The organism is Algorimicrobium algoritergicola, from assembly GCF_008086165.1.
GTDB lineage: Bacteria > Bacteroidota > Bacteroidia > Flavobacteriales > Flavobacteriaceae > Algorimicrobium > Algorimicrobium algoritergicola.
Genome location: NZ_VSKL01000004.1, coordinates 1 through 21,638, shown reverse-complemented (window position 1 = coordinate 21,638; position 21,638 = coordinate 1). Strand labels below are relative to the sequence as shown.

19 protein-coding genes are annotated in these 21,638 nt (G+C 33.9%); 10 read left to right on the top strand and 9 right to left on the bottom strand.

Annotated features, from left to right (window positions below):
- Window positions 1-2: 2 nt before the first annotated feature.
- The 4 genes from ES675_RS10725 to ES675_RS10710 all read right to left on the bottom strand — a co-directional run bounded on the left by ES675_RS10725 (window position 3) and on the right by ES675_RS10710 (window position 4,991).
- Window positions 3-566, bottom strand: coding sequence for an RNA polymerase sigma factor (locus ES675_RS10725; protein ID WP_066256010.1), 564 nt, complete (start codon window positions 564-566; stop codon window positions 3-5).
- A gap of 356 nt (window positions 567-922) precedes the next feature.
- Window positions 923-2,161, bottom strand: a complete 1,239-nt coding sequence (locus tag ES675_RS10720; RefSeq protein WP_066256013.1) for a hypothetical protein — start codon at window positions 2,159-2,161, stop codon at window positions 923-925.
- Window positions 2,162-2,412: 251 nt separating this feature from the next.
- Window positions 2,413-3,720: an NHL domain-containing protein gene (locus ES675_RS10715; RefSeq protein ID WP_197503514.1), complete on the bottom strand. Its 1,308-nt coding sequence runs from the start codon at window positions 3,718-3,720 to the stop codon at window positions 2,413-2,415.
- A gap of 419 nt (window positions 3,721-4,139) precedes the next feature.
- Window positions 4,140-4,991: a hypothetical protein gene (locus tag ES675_RS10710; RefSeq protein WP_066256017.1), complete on the bottom strand. Its 852-nt coding sequence runs from the start codon at window positions 4,989-4,991 to the stop codon at window positions 4,140-4,142.
- Window positions 4,992-5,408: 417 nt separating this feature from the next.
- Here ES675_RS10710 and lon point away from each other — a divergent pair, with 417 nt between their 5' ends.
- The 8 genes from lon to ES675_RS10670 all read left to right on the top strand — a co-directional run bounded on the left by lon (window position 5,409) and on the right by ES675_RS10670 (window position 14,722).
- A complete protein-coding gene (gene lon, locus ES675_RS10705) occupies window positions 5,409-7,859 on the top strand; it encodes an endopeptidase La (RefSeq protein ID WP_066256023.1) in 2,451 nt (816 codons plus the stop codon).
- A 116-nt stretch (window positions 7,860-7,975) separates the two neighbouring features.
- Window positions 7,976-8,995, top strand: a complete 1,020-nt coding sequence (gene porQ, locus ES675_RS10700) for a type IX secretion system protein PorQ (RefSeq protein ID WP_066256027.1) — start codon at window positions 7,976-7,978, stop codon at window positions 8,993-8,995.
- Window positions 8,996-9,691 carry a (d)CMP kinase gene (cmk, locus tag ES675_RS10695; RefSeq protein WP_066256031.1) on the top strand — a complete coding sequence of 232 codons (696 nt, stop codon included), beginning with the start codon at window positions 8,996-8,998 and terminating at the stop codon, window positions 9,689-9,691. It abuts the gene before it with no gap.
- 227 nt (window positions 9,692-9,918) lie between these two features.
- Entirely contained in the window at window positions 9,919-11,748 is a 1,830-nt protein-coding gene (gene rpsA, locus ES675_RS10690) for a 30S ribosomal protein S1 (RefSeq protein ID WP_066256034.1), read from the top strand.
- 164 nt (window positions 11,749-11,912) lie between these two features.
- Entirely contained in the window at window positions 11,913-12,452 is a 540-nt protein-coding gene (pyrR, locus tag ES675_RS10685) for a bifunctional pyr operon transcriptional regulator/uracil phosphoribosyltransferase PyrR (protein ID WP_066256037.1), read from the top strand.
- A gap of 19 nt (window positions 12,453-12,471) precedes the next feature.
- Entirely contained in the window at window positions 12,472-13,401 is a 930-nt protein-coding gene (locus ES675_RS10680; protein WP_066256042.1) for an aspartate carbamoyltransferase catalytic subunit, read from the top strand.
- 4 nt (window positions 13,402-13,405) lie between these two features.
- Window positions 13,406-13,738 (top strand): ribonuclease Z, encoded by a 333-nt coding sequence (locus ES675_RS10675; protein WP_066256044.1) that lies wholly within the window; start codon window positions 13,406-13,408, stop codon window positions 13,736-13,738.
- Window positions 13,739-13,816: 78 nt separating this feature from the next.
- The gene (locus ES675_RS10670; RefSeq protein ID WP_066256049.1) at window positions 13,817-14,722 is read left to right on the top strand and encodes a ribonuclease Z; all 906 of its coding nucleotides are present in this window, start codon (window positions 13,817-13,819) and stop codon (window positions 14,720-14,722) included.
- Here the strand turns inward: ES675_RS10670 and ES675_RS10665 are convergent.
- A complete protein-coding gene (locus tag ES675_RS10665) occupies window positions 14,712-15,128 on the bottom strand; it encodes a hypothetical protein (protein ID WP_066256051.1) in 417 nt (138 codons plus the stop codon). The two genes, ES675_RS10670 and ES675_RS10665, sit on opposite strands and share 11 nt — an antisense overlap.
- Before the next feature lie 82 nt (window positions 15,129-15,210).
- Here ES675_RS10665 and pdxH point away from each other — a divergent pair, with 82 nt between their 5' ends.
- Entirely contained in the window at window positions 15,211-15,858 is a 648-nt protein-coding gene (gene pdxH, locus ES675_RS10660) for a pyridoxamine 5'-phosphate oxidase (RefSeq protein WP_066256076.1), read from the top strand.
- A 165-nt stretch (window positions 15,859-16,023) separates the two neighbouring features.
- Window positions 16,024-16,521 (top strand): CAP domain-containing protein, encoded by a 498-nt coding sequence (locus ES675_RS10655; protein WP_066256054.1) that lies wholly within the window; start codon window positions 16,024-16,026, stop codon window positions 16,519-16,521.
- Between the two features lie 89 nt (window positions 16,522-16,610).
- On the opposite strand, the gene ES675_RS10650 is transcribed toward ES675_RS10655, so the two are convergent.
- From ES675_RS10650 to ES675_RS10635, 4 genes are all read right to left on the bottom strand, one after another.
- The gene (locus ES675_RS10650) at window positions 16,611-17,189 is read right to left on the bottom strand and encodes a hypothetical protein (RefSeq protein WP_066256057.1); all 579 of its coding nucleotides are present in this window, start codon (window positions 17,187-17,189) and stop codon (window positions 16,611-16,613) included.
- A gap of 213 nt (window positions 17,190-17,402) precedes the next feature.
- Complete coding sequence (locus ES675_RS10645) at window positions 17,403-19,319, bottom strand: OmpA family protein (protein WP_066256063.1); 1,917 nt, start codon at window positions 19,317-19,319, stop codon at window positions 17,403-17,405.
- Window positions 19,320-19,330: 11 nt separating this feature from the next.
- On the bottom strand, window positions 19,331-20,257 hold the full coding sequence (locus ES675_RS10640) for a PorP/SprF family type IX secretion system membrane protein (RefSeq protein WP_066256068.1): 927 nt from the start codon (window positions 20,255-20,257) through the stop codon (window positions 19,331-19,333).
- 11 nt (window positions 20,258-20,268) lie between these two features.
- The coding region (locus ES675_RS10635) for a gliding motility-associated C-terminal domain-containing protein (RefSeq protein ID WP_148367441.1) at window positions 20,269-21,638 on the bottom strand (1,370 nt) is incomplete at its 5' end.

Sequence of the window (21,638 nt, the reverse complement as noted above, 5' to 3'; positions counted from 1 at the left end):
TTTTAATAATTTATAATAGGTTCAAGGGCTTGCCTTAATTTTTCTTTTGCACGTGAAATTGTGGTTCGGCAATTAGCATAGGTTACATTGGTAATGATGCCAATTTCTTCATAATCATATCCTTCAATTAAATGGAGGGTTAGTGCAATTCTGTAATTATCTTTTAAACTGTTTATGGCTTGAATAATTACTTTTACCTTACTGGTACTTTCTGTTTCTTCACGACTTATACTAGAGCTTTCATCTTCTAATTTATATAAAACGGCATCCACAGGGACATTTTGATGCTTATCATTTTTATGATAATGATAAATACTTTTATTCACCACAATCCGTTTTAGCCAAGCTCCAAATGTTGTTGCTTCTTGTAATGTATCTAGCTTGGTAAAAGCAGATAAAAATGCCTCTTGCATAATATCTTCAGCTTCAAAAGAATTTTTTACAATTCTAAAAGCGGTATTATACATGGCTTTGTAATATCTGTTGTAAATTTCCAACTGCGCTTGTTGGTTCCCAGATTGGCACAAAGCAATGAGCTCTTCAATATTTTTTGTGGTTAGTGTCAAAAATAAATCGGTTTGTTATTATAAAGATGCTACAAAAAACGAATTGTTACACTTTAAAAGAAAAAAGTTTAAGCATTCTTTAAATTTATGGATTAAGAAGTCAATTGAAGATAGCTTCTGTAACAAATTCTCATTGAAATGAATGCGTGTTTTGGAGAAGGTAGAATTACTTTAGATAAAAGATAAAATCACTAGTTGAATTTTTTGAATTGGTGATAAAAACAATATAAGATTTAATTGGTGTTTTAATTCTAGCTAATGAAAAAAGCGCCCCTTTAGATTTGATTCTAAAAGGGCGCCTTTATTAATGGTCTAACAGACTAATTATTGATTTGGGAATAAACCTTGTAAATCTATTATGGATTGAAAGGATCAATTACTTCAGCTCCATGTCTATCCGAAAATAATTTTGGTGTATTATCTAAAACCAAATTGTTAAATTCTAAATGAAATAGTGTTAGGCGATAATCAAGACTCATTGCGAATTCATAACAATTGATAAAGTTAACATCGTGAATATTCAAATAACTTGAATACCCCATTTTAATAGCACCATTTGGATCACCTGTGGTTTGACCTGCGTTAGAAATATCTAAAAAGCCTATTTCATTCAGTGGACTATTAGACTCTACAATCAATCCTTTCCAATAACCAGCAACCGCTTCTTTTCCTTTAATAGTGATTCTGTCATCTGCAGTACCTACCATAATAGTTTCATGTTGGTATGAAAACGCATTATTAAAACGAATTTCACTTCCTGCATCCATAATTAATGTAACGCCTGGTGCAAATGTAAATCGCCTTTTAGCGCTATTGCTTGGCTTAAATCCATTGGAGAAAAATGGTACATCAATATTATGAAATGTAATATCTTTGTTAACATCGGTGTGTTCCAATCTGATATAATCATTTACATTACCTGTATAGGTGCTGCTTTCATCAATTGAGTTGATATGATTTGGATTGGTAACAATTGGCACATCATTTCGTGTAAAGGTTGAATTTGCTATAAGTAAATTACCGGCACGAGCTTCCCAATGTAATCCAATTTCTTGACAATCTTGTATGGTAACATTATTAAGGTTCATAACACCTCCCCAAGCACCGATAACCGCCCCTTTATAGTTCCAGCCTCCTGGACGAATTTGTCCTGCGTATTCAACAGTAACATGGCTCATAATATTGGAAGGATTATCACTTGTCATTAATAAACCTCTCCAATGCCCTTTATTTTTCTCTGTACCTGTTAAAATAATTGGATTACTAGATGTTCCATTCATTTCTATTTTATAATTGGCATCATCAATAAATTGTAGCCCTGCATTTTTCTCAAATGCAATGACAACGCCTTCATCTATGCTAAAATTGCTTGTGATTTTTGGGTCACAACTTATAATATAATCTACTGGCGCACCAGGGACATTTTCGAGATGAATATCACCTCCAGCACTAAAGAAATCGCAGTCCAAAAGTGTTGGAGGAATAATACTTTGCGGAACGGGGTCTATACTGTCGTCACTGCTACAGCTCGTAATAGCGAAGCCAATGGCAAGTAAAAAGATTAAAGGTTTTAATGTAATTTGTAATTTTTTCATAATTGGTTTTATTTATTATATAGTTTAACAAAAATAGTTTCTGTGTTTTCTTTTGTAATGATTAGGCAGAATATGCCTCATTAAATTACTCTTTGTTTTTAAGGTTTAAAATTCTATTTGTACTCATTTGTTGTTCATGTTTTGTAAGTTAATTAATACGTTTTCTATACTATTAATGTATATAAAAATGAAAGGTTAACATAAAATCTAGTAAAATTCTTGCAATCTTATTTTGTAAAATAAAACACTAATTATTCTTGGGTTATTTTTCGAATTTTATTATTTTCATAATCTGTTATATATAGATTATTTTGGCTGTCAATGGTTATTTTAATAGGTTTAGAAAATTGTGCATCAGAACCTATACCATCAGCGAATCCATCTGTACTTCCAGCTATGGTTGAAACCATACCATTTGGCGTAATTTTCCGTATTTTATTATTATAAAAATCCGCCACGTAAAGGTTATCTTGAATGTCTATAGCAATTCCTGTCGGCCAGCTGAATAGTGCCGTTGATCCTGGGCCATCTAAAAAACCATCTGTACTTCCTGCTAGGGTTGTAACAGTGCCATTCGGCGTAATTTTTCGTATTCGAAAATTGTCGTTGTCGGTTATGAAGAGATTACCTTGGCTATCAATGGTTATTCCCATTGGTTGATTAAATTGTGCATCTGGCCCTGTTCCATCCGCAAAACCAGCAGTGCTGCCAGCTAGAGTGCTGACGACACCATTTGGAGTTATTTTTCGAATTCTATTATTATCCATATCCGTTACATAAAGGTTGTTTTGATTATCAATGGTAATTCCAGTTGGAAAGTTGAATTGTGCATTGGCGCCGGTTCCATCCAGAAATCCAGCGCTATTTCCTGCTAGGGTACTAACCTCGCCACTGGACGTTATTTTGCGTATTTTATGATTTCTGCTATCTGCTACATAAAGATTCCCTTGGCTGTCGCTGGTAATGCCTTCTGGTCTAGAAAATTGTGCATTAGCTCCCTGGCCATCTTCAAATCCTGAATTACTTCCTGCTATGGTACTAACCACAGCATCCGACGTTATTTTGCGAATTTTATTATTTTCACTATCCGCAACAAAAATATTACCTTGATTATCAACTGTTATACCAACAGGATTATAAAATTGTGCGCTGGTTCCCGTACCATCTGCAAAACCTTGTGTACTTCCGGCAATGGTACTTACTTGAATATCTGAAATAATATACTCAAATTCTGGCCCTATTAATTGGGTGCCGTTAACTATGACTTTAACCAATCCTGTAAAAGATCTTGCTGGTACCATGCTGATAATTTCTGTATTGGATACAGTTTGTACTGTTGCTTCTACATCATTAAAATAAACACTTATGGCATCTGGACTGTGCCCAAAATGGTTTCCAGAGATTGTAACTTGGGTTTCTTTTGGACCGCTATTAGGGAAAATGTTGGTTAATGTTGCAATTGGCGTTGGGGTAGGAGTTGGAGCGTCGTCATCGCTACTACAACCATTTAGCGTTAATAAAAACAATAACGTTGTAAGTCTGTAAAAAAAGGGTTTCATAATATGCATAGTATTTCTTAATTTAAATTTTAAGTGTATATTTTTGGAAGCCTAAAAAAAACTAACTTCAATACATTAGTGCTTAGCAAAAAGAAAGGTAAACAAGAGAATTAGTGAAATTCCTAAAAGTTTTAAATAGAGTCTTTAGTAAGATTTACTTTTGTTGTTATTATAATACGATATACCCAATCCGAATTAGTTGTGTTTAAATGAATATGCAAAGCATTTGAATTAGTATTCAGTTGATAGCATTTGTTTGCTAAATTTATTGTGAATTTTAGGTGAAATAAGAACAACAAAGTGTATTGCAAAACAAAACATCCAATACTTTGGAATAAACCAAAATGTATTGGATGCTTTTGAACGCTGAATTAGTTTGTAAATTGAGATTATATTAATAACAAATAAAACACTTAAAATTATAATTTACCTAAAACATCGCTCACCTCATAATTACTTAAATCAAAATAATTAGGATCTGAATTTTCACTAAACTCCGTTACATCCATTTGCATACTAGGTGTGTCTCGGTTTTTTTCAAAATAAACACTTCGTATCATCATACCCCTTGGTGCGTTTTCGTCTATTTTAGATGAATTAGCGACGGCTGGCGAATTTATAAAATTCTTTACCTGTCCGCCAAAAAGGTGGTTTTCGCTTAAATCGATTGTAATATCTTGGGTAACCCAAACATGGGTGATAGTTTTCTCCTCTGCATTGGTATAAACATATTTACGGGATTTATAACCATTAATTTCTTTCTGCTCATTAGTGCGTTCCCAAGTTCCAGTATCGTCATCCAAATCCATTTGATGTTCAGCCATGCGTTGAGCCATTTTTTGAAAATTAATCATGGGCATTTTTGTAGCCGATTTTTGTTTAGGATTTACCATATACATGGCTGCACCTTTATAGTCAAAAAGCATTCGGGTTTCATTTTTATCATTTTCATTCATAATCATGCATTCACCCGTTTCACCAAAAACGAGTTTTGTCGTATTTGTATCATCTAATTTGCCATTTTTTTTAAAGGATTTAATTTCCATTGCTAGTGTTGCTTTTACTGGATTCTCTGGTATTGGGTAGCGCGTATCATTTTCGTAGGTCACATCGCGGACGGCATCGCGTCCTTTTTCTCTTTCCGGTTCAGCATATTTCTCCTTCATATCATTTTTAATTTTTCGCTTAATCATACCGCGTTGGGCATGTAAAGGCGCGCTAAATGCAAAAATTAGCAAGGTAGTAATGGCATATAAATGTAATTTTCTCATAATTTGTTTGTTTAATATTTCTACCTATTAATGTGTAAGGAATTAAAAGGTTAACAAAAACAACCATAAATTATCCGGTAAAATTAATTATCTAACTATTATGCCTAACGTGTTAAAACGTTTATTGTCTTATTAATATAGCTGTTTTATGCAAGATATTGTCGTTGAAAAATTTTAATAACATATGCGCATTTATAGATGGTCCAATTAAAAAACCATATCAATCAACACAAAATGAAATAGTTTTAGCGCACTTTATATTCATGGCATATAAATTGAATACTATAGGCAAATATATAGCTGTAATACGGTTTGAATGGCTGATAACGAGTTGTGTATTTCTAAAATGAATTATTAAAACATAAAGACGATTCTGTTTTTAACCCAAATTAATGACAGAATGACTTAAATATATCTATGAAGAAATCTAATTTTTTAAACCTTGACAGTTTGTCATTTCAAGATTTTGACGAAAATTCAGAATTAATTCCTTTAATGACACCTGAAGATGAAGAAGAAATAAATAACGAAGCTTTACCAGAAACGCTTCCTATTTTATCATTACGAAATACGGTTTTGTTTCCAGGTGTGGTAATTCCTATTACGGCTGGTCGTGATAAATCCATTAAACTAATTAACGATGCCAATAAAGGCAGTAAGGTAATTGGTGTGGTATCACAAAAGGATGAAGCGGTTGAAAACCCAAAAGCTTCGGATATTCATGAAACAGGAACTGTAGCGCGTATTTTAAAAGTTTTAAAAATGCCTGATGGTAACACAACCGTTATTATTCAAGGTAAAAAACGTTTTAAAATAAAGGAAGTATTAACAGAAGATCCATATATTAAAGCAACAATTGAAGATGTTCCGGAAGCAAGACCAGCTGAACAAAACAAAGAATTTGAAGCTATCATTGATTCAATAAAGGAACTGTCCCTTCAAATTATTGAGGAAAGCCCAAATATTCCAAGTGAAGCATCTTTCGCTATTAAAAACATTCAGAGTAATTCATTTTTGATAAACTTCGTCTCCTCTAACATGAACTTGAGTGTTACGGAAAAGCAAAGTTTATTAGAAACCAACGATTTAAAAGATCGTGCTCTCGAAACGCTGAAATATATGAATATGGAGTTCCAGAAATTGGAACTTAAAAATGATATACAATCCAAGGTTCAAAGCGATATGAACCAACAACAACGCGAATATTTCTTGCACCAACAAATGAAAACCATTCAGGAAGAATTAGGTGGTGTGAGTCATGATGAGGAATTAGAAGAAATGCGTAAGCGTTCTAAAAAAATGAAATGGGGAATTAAAGAAGCCAAGCATTTTGAAAAAGAATTAGCTAAAATGCAACGCATGAATCCACAAGTTGCAGAATATTCTATACAGCGAAATTACTTGGATTTATTTCTAGATTTGCCATGGAATAAATTCAGTAAAGATAAATTCGATTTAAAACGTGCCCAACGTATTTTAGATCGTGATCATTATGGATTAGATGATGTAAAACGTCGTATTATTGAACATTTAGCGGTCGTAAAATTACGAGGAGATATGAAATCGCCTATCCTATGTTTATATGGACCTCCAGGTGTTGGTAAAACCTCATTAGGGAAATCTGTAGCCGAAGCATTGGGACGTGAATATGTGCGTATGTCATTAGGTGGTTTACGTGATGAAGCGGAAATCCGTGGACATCGTAAAACCTATATTGGTGCTATGCCAGGACGTATTATTCAGAGTTTAAAAAAGGCAGGAACATCCAATCCCGTTTTTGTTTTAGATGAAATTGATAAATTGTCTAATTCGCATCAAGGCGATCCATCATCTGCTATGTTGGAAGTTTTAGATCCTGAACAAAACAGCGAGTTTCATGATAACTTTTTAGAAATGGGCTTCGATTTATCTAAAGTCATGTTCATTGCTACATCCAATAGTTTATCTACCATTCAACCAGCATTATTGGATAGAATGGAAATTATAAATGTAACGGGTTATACCATTGAGGAAAAAGTGGAAATAGCTAAACGCCATTTATTGCCAAAACAACTTAAGGAACACGGGTTAACTGATAAGCATCTTAAAATTGCCAAGCCGCAATTAGAAAAAATAGTAGAAGGTTATACACGAGAATCTGGTGTACGTGGTTTAGAAAAACAATTGGCTAAAATGGTGCGTTTTGCAGCCAAAAGCATTGCCATGGAAGAAACGTATAACGTAAAAATTTCCAATGAAGATATTATTGAAGTACTTGGTGGACCAAAAATGCTTCGCGACAAGTACGAAAATAATAACGTAGCAGGTGTAGTTACAGGATTAGCTTGGACACGTGTTGGGGGTGATATTTTATTTATTGAATCTATTTTATCTAAAGGAAAAGGAACGCTAACGGTTACAGGTAATTTAGGGAAAGTAATGAAGGAGTCGGCAACGATTGCCATGGAATATATTAAATCCAATGCGGAAGAATTAGGTTTAGATCCTGATATTTTTGATAAATATAATGTACACATTCACGTGCCAGAAGGAGCAACACCTAAAGATGGGCCAAGTGCAGGTGTTACCATGTTAACATCATTAGTATCTTTATTTACACAAAAGAAAGTAAAAAACAATTTAGCTATGACTGGCGAAATTACACTGCGTGGTAAAGTATTACCAGTAGGAGGTATTAAAGAGAAAATTCTTGCTGCGAAACGCGCACGTATAAAAGAAATTTTATTATGTGAAGAAAACAGGCGAGATATTGAAGAAATAAAACCAGAATATTTAAAAGGTTTAACCTTTCATTATGTTTCTGAAATGAGCGATGTTATTAAGTTAGCACTCACAAATCAGAAGGTGAAGAATGCCAAAAAACTGTAAAAAGTGACGTTACATAGATTAAAACCTCGAAATTATTTTCGAGGTTTTTTTATGATGCAAAAATAAATTATACTTGCAGCCGTTTATAGATAGACTTACTTTCGTCGTAACCTTATATGTTAAAGAAAATTACCACTGGTTTTTGCTTGCTTTTATGCCTTTCTGCGGTTGCGCAAGTTGGTGGTGAATCTACATATCAGTTTTTGAATTTAATTTCTTCGCCACGTCAAGCCGCTTTAGGTGGTAAAGTGTTTACCAATCTCGATTATGATGTTAGTCAAGCATTGACCAATCCTGCAGCCATAAATGACGAAATGGATAATCAATTAGCACTAAACTATTCTAGCTATTTGGGAGGCATAAGTTACGGAACAGCAGCATATGGCTATACTTGGGATAGACGCACGCTCACATTTTTTGGAGGTGTTACCTATATAAATTACGGAAGCTTTGATGGCTATGACGAACAAGGAAATTCCACAGGCTCTTTCAGTGGAAATGAAGCTGCTATATCCTTTGGACATTCCAGACAAATTGGTTATTCCGATTTTTATTTAGGAGGAACCGTGAAACTAATTACATCCAAATTAGAACAATACAACTCATTCGGAGCTGCTTTAGATGCTGGTTTGATGTATGTAAATGAAGATATTGAATTTCAAGCTACATTAGTAGTGCGTAATTTAGGATTACAAATAACAACCTATGCAGGACAAAATGAGCCGTTGCCGTTTGAAGTCGCTTTTGGAATGTCGCAAACATTAGAAAACGTACCATTACGTTGGCACGTTACTTTTGAAAATTTACAAAAATGGCCAATTGGCGTTTCTAATCCTGCTCGTGCTGAAACGGATTTAGAAGGAAATCAAACACAAGAGAAAGTTGGATTCTTCGGGAATGTTATCAGACATACTATATTAGGTGCTGAAATTTTTCCAGCAGGCGCTTTTAATATCCGATTAGGTTATAATTTCAGAAAAGGTGAGGAGCTTCGTATTGTAGATCAACGAAATTTTTCAGGTATTTCTGCGGGAATTGGACTGAAATTGAATAAATTTAGATTTAGTTTTACGCATGTAAGATATACAAGCGCATCCAATGCCAATTTTTTCGGCATGCAATTAGATTTAAGATAAATGCAAAAAATAACAATTGCCATAGACGGTTTTTCTTCAACAGGTAAAAGTACTGTTGCCAAACAATTAGCCAAACATTTAGGATATATTTATGTGGATTCGGGTGCTATGTATCGTGCCGTGACGTATTATGCCATGAAATATGGTTTTATTGACGCTACACAATTTGATGTGGTCGGTTTGGTATCTAAACTTCATGATGTGGTTGTTTATTTCAAACTAAACGAAACCACAAATGTTGCTGATGTGTATTTAAATGGTGAAAATATAGAAAAAGCCATTCGTACTTTAGAAGTCTCTAATTTTGTGAGTCAAGTTGCCGCTATCCCAGAAGTGCGCTATCAATTAGTAAAACAGCAACAAAAAATGGGTGCTGAAAAAGGAGTGGTCATGGATGGTCGTGATATTGGAACCGTTGTGTTTCCTCAAGCGGAACTCAAAATATTTATGAATGCTTCGTCAGAAACACGTGCTACGCGTCGTTTTGATGAACTCATTAATCGTGGAGATATTGTAACTTATAATGATGTACTCCATAATATTCAAGAGCGCGATTATATTGATTCTAACCGAGAAGATTCGCCTTTAAGAAAAGCAGATGATGCTATTGAAATAGACAATTCTCATTTGTCTCTTGACCAACAATTCCAGAAAATCGTAAAGCTGGCAGAAGCAGCGATACAAGAAAATAACTAAATCTTTAATTTTTAGAAAATTACTTATTGTTTAATTGCAGAAAATATAGTATTTTTGCACTCCTTTTAGCGACGCGTTGGAAAATAAAAGGAATAAACTAAAAAACAATAATCCTTCTGTGTGTTAGTCGCCTAACGTTTCTAAAACAACACAGAATACAAAACATAATGCGATTGCGGTTTCGCGAAGGCGGAAATCTCTAAACGCATTATATTAACTTATATTAAATGGCTGAAAAAGCAAAGCAAGCAGAAGTTGAAGCAACGGAAGCAACAGAAGTAAAAACAGCAGAAGCTCCAGTAGTATCTGAAGCTCAAGCAAATCCTGAAAAATTCTTACAAGATTTTAACTGGCATAATTACCAAGAAGGTATTGATGAGGTTGAAGATTCTCAATTAAAAGAATTTGAAAAATTAGTAGCAGAAAATTTCGTAGACACTTTAGATGATGAAGTTGTTGAAGGTGAAGTGATTCACATTTCAGATCGTGATGCCATTATTGACATCAACGCAAAATCTGAAGGTGTTATTTCATTAAACGAATTCCGTTACAATCCTAACTTAAAAGTTGGTGATAAAGTAGAAGTATTAATTGATGTTCGTGAAGACGCAACAGGTCAGTTAGTATTATCTCACAGAAAAGCACGTGTTATCAAAGCATGGGATCGCGTTAATGCAGCTCATGAAACAGGTGAAATCGTTAATGGTTTTGTTAAGTGTAGAACTAAAGGTGGTATGATTGTAGATGTTTTCGGAATCGAAGCATTCTTACCAGGTTCTCAAATTGATGTGAAGCCAATTCGCGATTACGATCAGTATGTTAATAAAACAATGGAATTCAAAGTTGTTAAAATCAACCACGAATTTAAAAATGTTGTTGTTTCTCATAAAGCCCTTATTGAGGCTGATATTGAAGAGCAGAAGAAAGAAATTATTGGTCAATTAGAAAAAGGACAAGTATTAGAAGGTATTGTTAAAAACATTACATCTTATGGTGTCTTTATTGATCTTGGTGGTGTTGACGGTTTAGTTCACATTACAGATCTTTCTTGGTCTCGTATCAACCATCCAAATGAGATTGTTGAGTTAGATCAGAAATTAAATGTTGTAATTCTTGATTTTGATGAAAACAAATCTAGAATCCAATTAGGTCTTAAGCAATTATCTAAACATCCTTGGGATGCATTAGGTGAAGAAGTTAAAGTTGGAGACAAAGTAAAAGGTAAAGTAGTTGTAATTGCAGATTACGGTGCATTTATTGAAGTTACTGATGGTGTTGAAGGATTAATTCACGTATCAGAAATGTCTTGGTCTACACACTTACGTTCAGCACAAGATTTCGTTTCAGTAGGAGATGAGGTTGATGCCGTTATCTTAACTTTAGATAGAGAAGAGCGTAAAATGTCTCTTGGTATTAAGCAATTAACGCCAGACCCATGGACTGATATTACTAAAAAATATCCTGTAGGTTCTAAGCATTCAGGTATTGTACGTAACTTTACAAACTTTGGTGTGTTTGTTGAATTAGAAGAAGGTATTGATGGATTAATTTACATCTCTGATTTATCTTGGACTAAGAAAATCAAGCATCCTAGTGAGTTCTGTAATGTAGGTGATACATTAGATGTAGTTGTTCTTGAATTAGATGTTGAAGGTCGTAAATTAAGTTTAGGACACAAACAAACTACAGACAACCCTTGGGATAAATATGAAACTGAATTCGCAGTAGGAACGCTTCATACAGCTGAATTAACTGAAATCGTTGACAAAGGTGCAACTATTGATTTTAATGAAGATATCGTAGCTTTCGTACCGTCTCGTCACCTTGAAAAAGAAGATGGCAAGAAATTGAAAAAAGGCGAAGAAGCTGAATTCAAAATCATCGAATTTAATAAAGAGTTCAAACGTGTAGTAGCGTCGCATACAGCAATCTTCAGAGAAGAAGAAGCTGCAAATGTAAAAGCTGCTGCTAGTAGTGCAGCTGCAGAAGCAAAACCAACTTTAGGTGATGCCAATGATGCTTTACAAGCTCTTAAAAATAAAATGGAAGGAAAGTAATTTCACCATTCTATAATACTAAAAAGCCTTCAAGAAATTGAAGGCTTTTTTTATGCTTGCAATTTACTTGCAATATCAATCATACAAATGCTTTGTATTATAAAAGCATTGTGAACTCAATTTTTTTACCGTAACTTTGTTTAGCAAATATGTTTGGATAGTCTATGAGTCAAAAAGTGTTACTTAACGCCAAGGAAATCAACATCATTCTTCATCGATTGGCTTGCCAACTTATTGAAAATCACAAGGACTTTACCAATACGGTTTTAATAGGCATTCAACCTCGTGGTAAGTTTCTTGCCAACCGTTTAGCTACCATGTTAAAAGAGGACTATAAAATCAAAAATGTTCAATTAGGCCTTTTAGATATTACATTTTTTAGAGATGATTTTAGACGCGGCGAAAAAACCCTAGAAGCCAATACCACCGAAATTAATTTTTTAGTCGAAGACAAGAAAATTGTCTTTATAGATGATGTTTTATATACTGGACGAAGCATTCGTGCAGCCTTAACAGCCATTCAATCTTTTGGCAGACCCCACGAAATTGAACTTTTAACCCTAATTGATAGACGCTTTAGCAGGCATTTACCAATTCAGCCTAATTATAAAGGCCGACAAGTAGATGCTATAAATGATGAGCGCGTAAAAGTAAATTGGGTTGAAAACGAAGGAGAAGATGCCGTTTATTTAATTAATAGTTAACAATGAATAATTAAAAATCATGAGCGAATTAAGTGTCAACCACTTATTAGGAATAAAATATCTTAATAAAGACGATATCAAGCTTATTTTTGAAACTGCGGATCACTTTAAAGAAGTGATAAACAGACCCATTAAAAAAGTGCCTTCGCTTCGAGATATTACGATTGCTAACTTATTTTTTGAAAATTCTACCCGAACTAAATTATCGTTTGAATTAGCCGAAAAGCGACTTTCAGCCGATGTTATAAATTTTTCTGCATCACAATCTTCGGTTAAAAAAGGAGAAACCTTAATAGATACGGTTAGTAACATATTATCCATGAAAGTGGATATGGTTGTTATGCGTCATCCCAATCCAGGCGCTAGTGTATTTTTATCGCAACACGTGAAAGCGAGTATTATAAATGCTGGAGATGGCGCGCATGAACATCCTACACAAGCCTTATTAGATTCCTATTCCATTAGAGAACGATTAGGAGAGGTAAAAGGAAAAAAGGTGGTTATTGTTGGCGATATCTTACACAGTCGAGTTGCCCTATCAAATATCTTTGCATTGCAGTTACAAGGAGCAGAGGTGATGGTTTGCGGACCAAAAACACTTTTGCCAAAATACATTGATAAATTAGGCGTTAAAGTAGAAACCAATTTGCTAAAAGCTCTAAATTGGTGTGATGTTGCTAATATGCTTCGGGTTCAAAACGAACGTATGGAAGTTAATTATTTTCCATCCACCAGAGAATATACCCAACAATATGGCGTAACAATGGATGTTCTTAATAGTTTAAACAAGGAAATAACCATTATGCATCCTGGGCCTATAAATCGCGGTGTAGAAATCACCAGTGAGGTTGCAGATTCCAACCAAGCTATTATTTTAAACCAAGTAGAAAATGGTGTAGCTGTAAGAATGGCTATTATTTATTTACTAGCATCCAAAATAAAACAATAACCCTATGATTTTCGATAAAACTGACAATACAACGACCATTACCCAAGAGAAAGCTTCGGTAATTGAATTAATCAAAAAAATAGACGTGCTTTACGAACGCTTTAAAAACGATAATATTATTGTTAATTTAAATACTTTAAAGCCTGTGGTGTTACAAGATATTGTTGAGTTCCTTCAATTATCAAATAAGCATAGAAAAGCAAAACAATCGTTTGTTATTGTTACTAATCAAGCAAGTTTAGACGATATGCCAGATGAACTGGTAGTGGTTCCAACCGTTAAAGAAGCGCATGATATTATTGAAATGGAAGAAATGGAACGCGATTTAGGTTTATAAAAAAGTTTGTTGTTAAGTCGCATGGTGTTAAGCTGTCTGAACGCTTAACGACTTAACAACAAACGACAAACAACAAGAATGAAACTTACCATTTTAGGCTGTTATAGCGCCACACCACGAACGGACACGAATCCAACGGCTCAAGTTCTGGAAATAAATAACCATTTATTTTTAATAGATTGTGGTGAAGGCACTCAAGTAGAATTACGCCGAAATAAAATCAAATTTGCACGAATCAAGCATATTTTTATTTCTCATTTACATGGCGATCATTTTTTTGGGCTCGTTGGTTTAATTTCTACATTTCGTTTATTAACTCGTGAAACTGAACTTCATATTTACGGTCCAAAAGGTTTAAAAGATATCATTACCCTTCAAATGAAATTGGCCGAATCTTGGACAAATTACCCTCTTTTTTTTCATGAATTAACTTCGAAGAATTCCGAACTAATTTTTGAAGATGACAAAGTGGAAGTTCACACCATTCCTCTAGACCATAGGATTTACACCAACGGTTTTCTATTTAAAGAAAAACCAGGTGAGCGCAAACTGGATATGAATGCAGTTTTAAATGCAGATATTGATGTGGCTTATTATAGAAAACTCAAACAAGGCTTTGATGTAGAAAATAAGGACGGAATAATCATTTCAAATCATGAGGTTACGAATGAGCCAATTAAACCAAAAAGTTACGCGTTTTGCAGCGATACAGCTTATTCAGAAGCTATCATTCCAATTATAAAAGGCGTTGATTTGCTGTATCACGAATCCACTTTTTTAGAAAAGCATGAAAAATTAGCAGCACCAACCAAACATAGTACCGCTAAGCAAGCAGCTAGCATTGCCAAACAGGCTGGAGTAGGTACGTTGCTTTTAGGGCATTATTCCACACGTTACGATAATTTAAAAGATTTTAAATTAGAAGCTGAAACTATTTTTGAACCTATAGAATTGGCTAGAGATGGCAAGGTAATTACGTTTTAAACTCTTTTAAGTTTTGCATAAAATAAATAGCTTCTTCTAGACTCGTGCAGCGTTTAATACTATTAGTAGAAAATTGTTTTTCTAACGTTGCATTTCGATACCCAAAGTCATCATAGATTACAATAGCGGATGCAATGACAAATCCATACTCATTATTGAACTTAAGCCATAAATTTGGGTCTATAGAGTAGTGGTTTATACGATTTGTTATATGACCAATTTTTAAATTCGGTCCATAAAAATCAATCAGATAATCGGATATTTGTTTAATTTCTGGCCAATCGAAGTGGATTTCTTCCGTGTGTTCGGCAATGATGTAATTATCAAACAGATAATAGATGCCAAATGGAAATACCACTTTTTGATGTTTTAATTGGTTGAAATAAATACTATTTTCAAATTTCATTCTATTAAATAATGCTTAAATTTAGGGCGTTAATTGCATATATATTCAGTGCAAATGTACAAAAATTTAAATGACATTGTCAATGGACGGAGACTTAAGTAATTATAGAAAAACCTATGATAAAGGTGAACTTTTATTAAAAGAAACACCTGAAAATCCTATGGAGCTCTTTAAAAAATGGTTTCATGAAGTAGATACACATTTTGAGGGAGATGAAACCAATGCTATGACTATATCAACGATAGGATTGGATGGTTTTCCTAAAAATCGTGTCGTGTTACTTAAACGCTTCACGTATGAAGGATTTATATTCTTTACAAACTATGAAAGTGAAAAAGGTCATGCTATTGCTAAAAACCCGAATGTTTGTTTATCGTTTTTCTGGCATGGAGCGGAGCGACAAATAATTATAAAAGGAGTCACCGAAAAATTAGCAGAAAATTTAAGCGATGGTTATTTTGAATCACGCCCAAGAGGAAGTCAACTAGGTGCTATAGCTTCTAATCAAAGCGCTGTTGTTAAAGATAGGGCACAATTAGAAACCGATTTAAAGAATTTAGAACAGCAATACGAAGGAAAAGAAATTCCAAGACCTGATTTTTGGGGTGGCTATATGGTAAGGCCAATTTCTATTGAATTTTGGCAAGGACGACCTAATAGATTGCATGATCGAATTCATTATCAAATGGATGCAGAGTACAATTGGGTGAAAAATCGATTATCGCCATGATAATAACGATGAAATACATAATTTTTGATTTACAAAATGCATTTCATCGATAAAACACATTAAAAATCGATTAAATGCGCGCTGTTTATCGATTTTAACATTTTATTAACAGTTGTTTAGAGATAGGATTCTATTTTTATAATCCCAAATCTAAATAACCTAATAATGAAAAAGTTTACTTTACTACCAGCAATGGTATTATTAGTCATGTTTATGACTTCCTGTTCTTCTGATCCCATTGATGATAAAGCTGCAGATATGAGTACTGCCAATCTGGTAGTTCCTCAAACCAAGACCATAGAAATTGAAATTATGGAACTTATTAATGACTACAGATTAAGCAAAGGATTAAATCCACTAAACAATGTTGGTATTATTAAAGCGCAAGCATTTAATCATACAGAATACATGATTACGAATAATAATGTTTCTCATGATAATTTTTACCAACGCAAATCATTTTTAGAAAGTAGTTTAGGTGCTCGTAATGTATCGGAAAATGTAGCTTATGGTTTTACATCTGCTCAAACGGTTGTAACAGCATGGTTAAATAGTACAAATCATAAAGCGAATATAGAAGGAGACTTTACCGATTTTGATTTATCAGCTGATCAAAATGCTGATGGCGATTGGTATTACACTAACATATTTGTTAAGAAATAAAATAAGATTCTATTTAGATTATTTTTATAAAAAAACTACCACTTGGGTTACCAGGTTGGTAGTTTTTTGATTGTTATTAATTCCTAAAATTAAAAACGATAGCCAAGTCGTAAGTGTAAGTTAAGAGCTAGATCTGCCTCATTATCAAACGAGACATTATTAGGATTAAAAAAGTGAATATATCCAATGCCTATTCCTGTTTCGTAATTAAAATGTTTTCCTATTTGACGTCTAATTCCCCAGGTTGGAACAATAGAAAAATCACTTATAAAATTGACATTGTCATAATTAGAAACAACGATTACGTCGGGATGGTAGGTTGTTTTTAATGCTATAAAATTTCCGCTGTTACCAGAAATATTTCTTGACTTTTTAACACGTTTATTTAGATTATAATACCAACGCGGTTCTAATGTGATTGCAGGAACTAAAAAGTATCCCGTTTTAGGATAATTAGCACCATCAAAAATACCAGCTTCCAAACCTATTTCTGTTCTTAATGCAATACTATTGCTTAATTTGGTTTCATTGTGAACCCATATTCCCAGAAAGCCAGTTTGTATACCAAAAACAGATTTCTCAACACTAGCCATTGGTGTTTGGGTTTGAGCTTGCGCTGAATAACAAATACAAAATATAAGTAAAACCTTTAATAGATTATTTTTCATTTTAGTTTATTAGTAGATTGAGATTTATTTTTTTAGGTGATAAATTTACTATAATAAATTCAAAATTTGTCTTGTATTTTAAATTTAAAAGCCACTCCGAATGGAGTGGCTTTATAGTTATTAAGACTATTGTTAGGAAGGTTTTAATGATGTGTAAGCATATTAAATCAGTTCGCAAATCTTATTAACTGTATGTTTAAAAACAACTGTTAATTAATCATTATCTTTTAAGATAATAAATTTAGAACGTCTGTTTTCTTGATGTTTTTCAGCGGTACATTTAACGCCATTTGAACATTCATTTATTAAACGGGTTTCTCCATATCCTATAGCACTTTCAATACGATCTGTTGTAATGCCTCTTGAGTATAAATACTCTTGTGTGGATTTCGCTCTTCTATCTGAAAGTTTTAAGTTGTAGTTATCACCACCACGACTATCTGTATGTGATTCAATTTTGATTACCATGTTCGGATGTGCTCGCATGACTGAAACAATATTTTCCAGCTCATAAGCAGCATCAGCTCTAATTCCCCATTTATCAAAGTCGAAGAAAATAGGATTAATCACGATTTCATTATCATTAATTAACGGTATTAAATTCAAGTCAACTACATGTTCTTCACCAGTAACATCTGTTGTTTCAACATCTTTCAAGTCGTCTTTGTAATCGGCTTTCATACCGAGAACTTTATATTTTTGACTACAGTCGGCTTCAATTTCATATAGACCGTTTTCATCACTTGTTACTTCGGCTACAATCTTACCGGATTCATCAATTAATTGAACGGTTGCCATTGGAATTGGCGTTAGTAATTTACTATCTCTAACCGTTCCTGTAATAATTTGTTTGCAAGGTTGCGCTACAAATCCGTAAATATCATCACCACCTTTTCCATCGGCTCTATTAGATGAGAAATATCCTTTTTGTGTGTCACTATCTACAAAGTATGCAAAATCATCGAAGCCGCTGTTGTATGGTGCTCCCATATTTTCCACTTCAGCTTCCGCATCTTTAAGGATGTTTGTTTTAAAAATATCTAATAAACCAAGGTTTAAATAGCCATCAGATGAAAAATAAAGTGTACTATCTTTTGCAACAAACGGGAACATTTCACGACCTTCTGTATTTACTTTTTTGCCTAAATTTACGGGAGCGTCATAAGATTCCCCACGAATAGCAACTTGATAAATATCGGTTTGCCCTAAACCACCTTCACGATCAGAAACAAAATACAGTGTTTTGTTATCAGGACTTAAAGTTGGATGGCCAGTAGAGTATATGTCATCATTAAACGGTAACTCTATTACATTATCCCAGTTCCCATCTTCAGATTTAGTTGCTTTGTAAATTTTCAGATGTGATGTTCCTTTTTTATCGTAGATAGGTTTGTTTTTCTTGTTGACGTTATCACGTGTAAAATACATGGTATTTCCATCATTAGTTATCGCAACACTAGCTTCATGAACATCATTTCGGTCTTTTCCTTTTATAATGACACTAGTGGGGTTTGAGATACTATCAATATTATTCTCGCCATTACTAACTTCCGCAGAATAGATATCAAGATAGGGTTCATTATTCCATTTGTAAATATCGTTATCTGTATTTCTTGCAGAAGCAAAGTACATATTGTTATTATATACAAATGCGCCAAAATCAGAATATTTCGAATTAATATCCAGGTTTTTAGTTTTTACTTCAACACCTTTTAAGGATTCTAAAGATTCATAAAGTGCAATATTACTTCCGTCCAGATCATCTGCGCGTCTGTCATCATTTTGAATGTCTTTAAATGTAGCTAACCAGGTGTCAGCTTCCTCATAGTTACTTAAACTACGTTGCGTTTGGATGTACTTATAAATATATTCAGGATTTACCTTTTTATATTTATTTAAGGCTAATTTATACCATATTGCGGCAGATTCAGTATCCGAGTTGTTATAATAACAATCGCCTAAACGTGTTAATACATGCTCACTACTATCACCTTTTCTAACGGTTTCTTCATATAATTCTGCAGCTTTAACATACGAGTAATTCTCGAAGAATATGTCAGCTACTCTTTTTTGCGAAAATAGAAACGTACTACTTAATGCAATAAATGTGAATATAATTTTAGTTTTCATACGATTATATTTTAGAAGTATCTTGGTGATTTGATTCGTTTTGTTTTAAATAATTCAAACATGATCAATATTTCATGGGTTCCTCCAGTGTAGTCAATTAAGTCTGATAGTGGATATTCATAAGCATAGCCTATGCGGAGTTGCTTTGATACTTGAAAATCAACTATACCAGCTAAAGCAGAGGTTTGATTATCGATTCGGTAACCTACTCCTGCCCAAAATTTCTCATAGAATAAGAAGTTGGCAGTAAGGTCAAAAGAGAGTGGTGCACCATTGGTTGCTTTCAAAAGAAATGCTGGCTTTAGTTTTGTGTTTTCACTTAAGGTGAAAACATATCCACCTGTAAAGTAGTAACTCACGCGTTCTAATGCAGCATAGTCTTGACCGACTCCTGTGTCATCGTTATAATCATTGGTTAAAATACGCGGTGTGGATAAACCTAGATACCATCTATCTGAATGCCAATAAACACCTGCACCAATATTTGGATCCCAACGATCATCAATACCATAAATGCTTGGATCACCCGAACTATCCGCAGAATATCTGTCTAGCGTATAACTTGTGAAACCAGCTTTGATACCAAATGCTAACTCCGTTTTCTGACCTGTTTGTATGGTATATGAAAAATCTCCATACAGGTATGAAAAACGTTCATCACCTAATTTGTCATTAATAAAGGACAATCCTAAACCTATTTTGTCATTCCTTAAAGGAGAATGAACAGACAGGGTTTGGGTTATTGGTCCACCATCAAAGCCAACCCATTGACTTCTGTGTAAACCAACAACGCTTAACGTTTCTCTACTACCTGCATAGGCAGGGTTTATAGAGATGGTATTATACATATATTGGGTAAACTGTGGTAATTGTTGAGCAATTCCAACCGTACAACTCAATAATGCTAGTGCAATTATATAATGTTTTATAAGTTTCATAGGTTAATGTTTTATTTGGTTCCTACGTAGAAGTAACCTGTTAATGGTTTAAATCCACTATTTCTTACGTTAATGATATAATAATATGTTCCATTAGGCACTTTGTCTGCACCACCAACAGATGATTTGTGCGCTGTACCATTCCAGTTATTCTGGTAGTTATTTGCTTTGTATATGATTGCTCCCCATCTATTAAAGACCTGAACATCATATGCATATCCACAGGTATCAACACCAGAGATTTCAAAATTCTCATTCCATTGATCACCATTTGGTGTTATAGCAGTCGAAACGACTATATTTTCTCTATCACAAGGTTCAGGAGCTAATACAACACAATCATCATTTACATTTATGGTTACTCGAGTTGTACTTGTACAGCCATTTTCCATAATCGTATAACTAAACGTGTAATCGTCTAAATCAACAGTTAAAGGATCGAATAAATTGCCATTTAAGGTTACAGTATTAGATAATGCTATCCATGTTCCTGACGTGTCTGATCCATTATAGTAATCAAACAAATCAATTATACCATCATCATTACAGCGATCATCATTTACCGTTATGATACTGTTTTCATTTGTTACGTAAACAGCTTGACTTAATTGTGCTTCATTTCCACACGCATCAACAACTGTCCAGTTCCAAATAATTTCATAATCTGTTTCAGATCCGTCTGAAGTGTTTACTTCTTCAAAACTAACTATCGTTACATCACTCGAACAATCGTCAAAGACTAGAGTCGGAGCATCAGGTACATCTGCACAATTAACAAATATGTCAGATAAATCATTTGTAGCTACTGGGGCCGTAGTATCAGCAACCGTTATGGTTTGAGATACAGAAGATGTATTATTACAGCCATCCGTAAATGTCCAAGTACGTGTAACAATTACATTACAAGGGTTTGAATTATCAGTTACATCAGTAGCAATACCTAGAATGTTACCAGTACAATTGTCTACAGCATTTAAATCAGCTGCGACAGGTACTTCAGTAATACATTGGTAAGTTACATTATCAGGTGCAGCAGGAACAACAGGTGCAATTGTATCCGCAACTGTTATTGTTTGCGATACAGACGATGTATTATTACAAGAGTCCGTAAATGTCCAAGTACGAGTAACAATTACATTACAAGGATTTGAATCATCCGTAGTATCTACAGGCGAAGCAACAATATCACCAGCACAGTTGTCTGTAGCTGTTAAGTTTATAGCTTCTGGTAGTTCTGTTACACATTGTGCAGTAATATCAGCAGGTGCAGCAGGAACAACAGGTGCAATTGTATCCGCAACTGTTATTGTTTGCGATACAGACGATGTATTATTACAAGAGTCCGTAAATGTCCAAGTACGAGTAACAATTACATTACAAG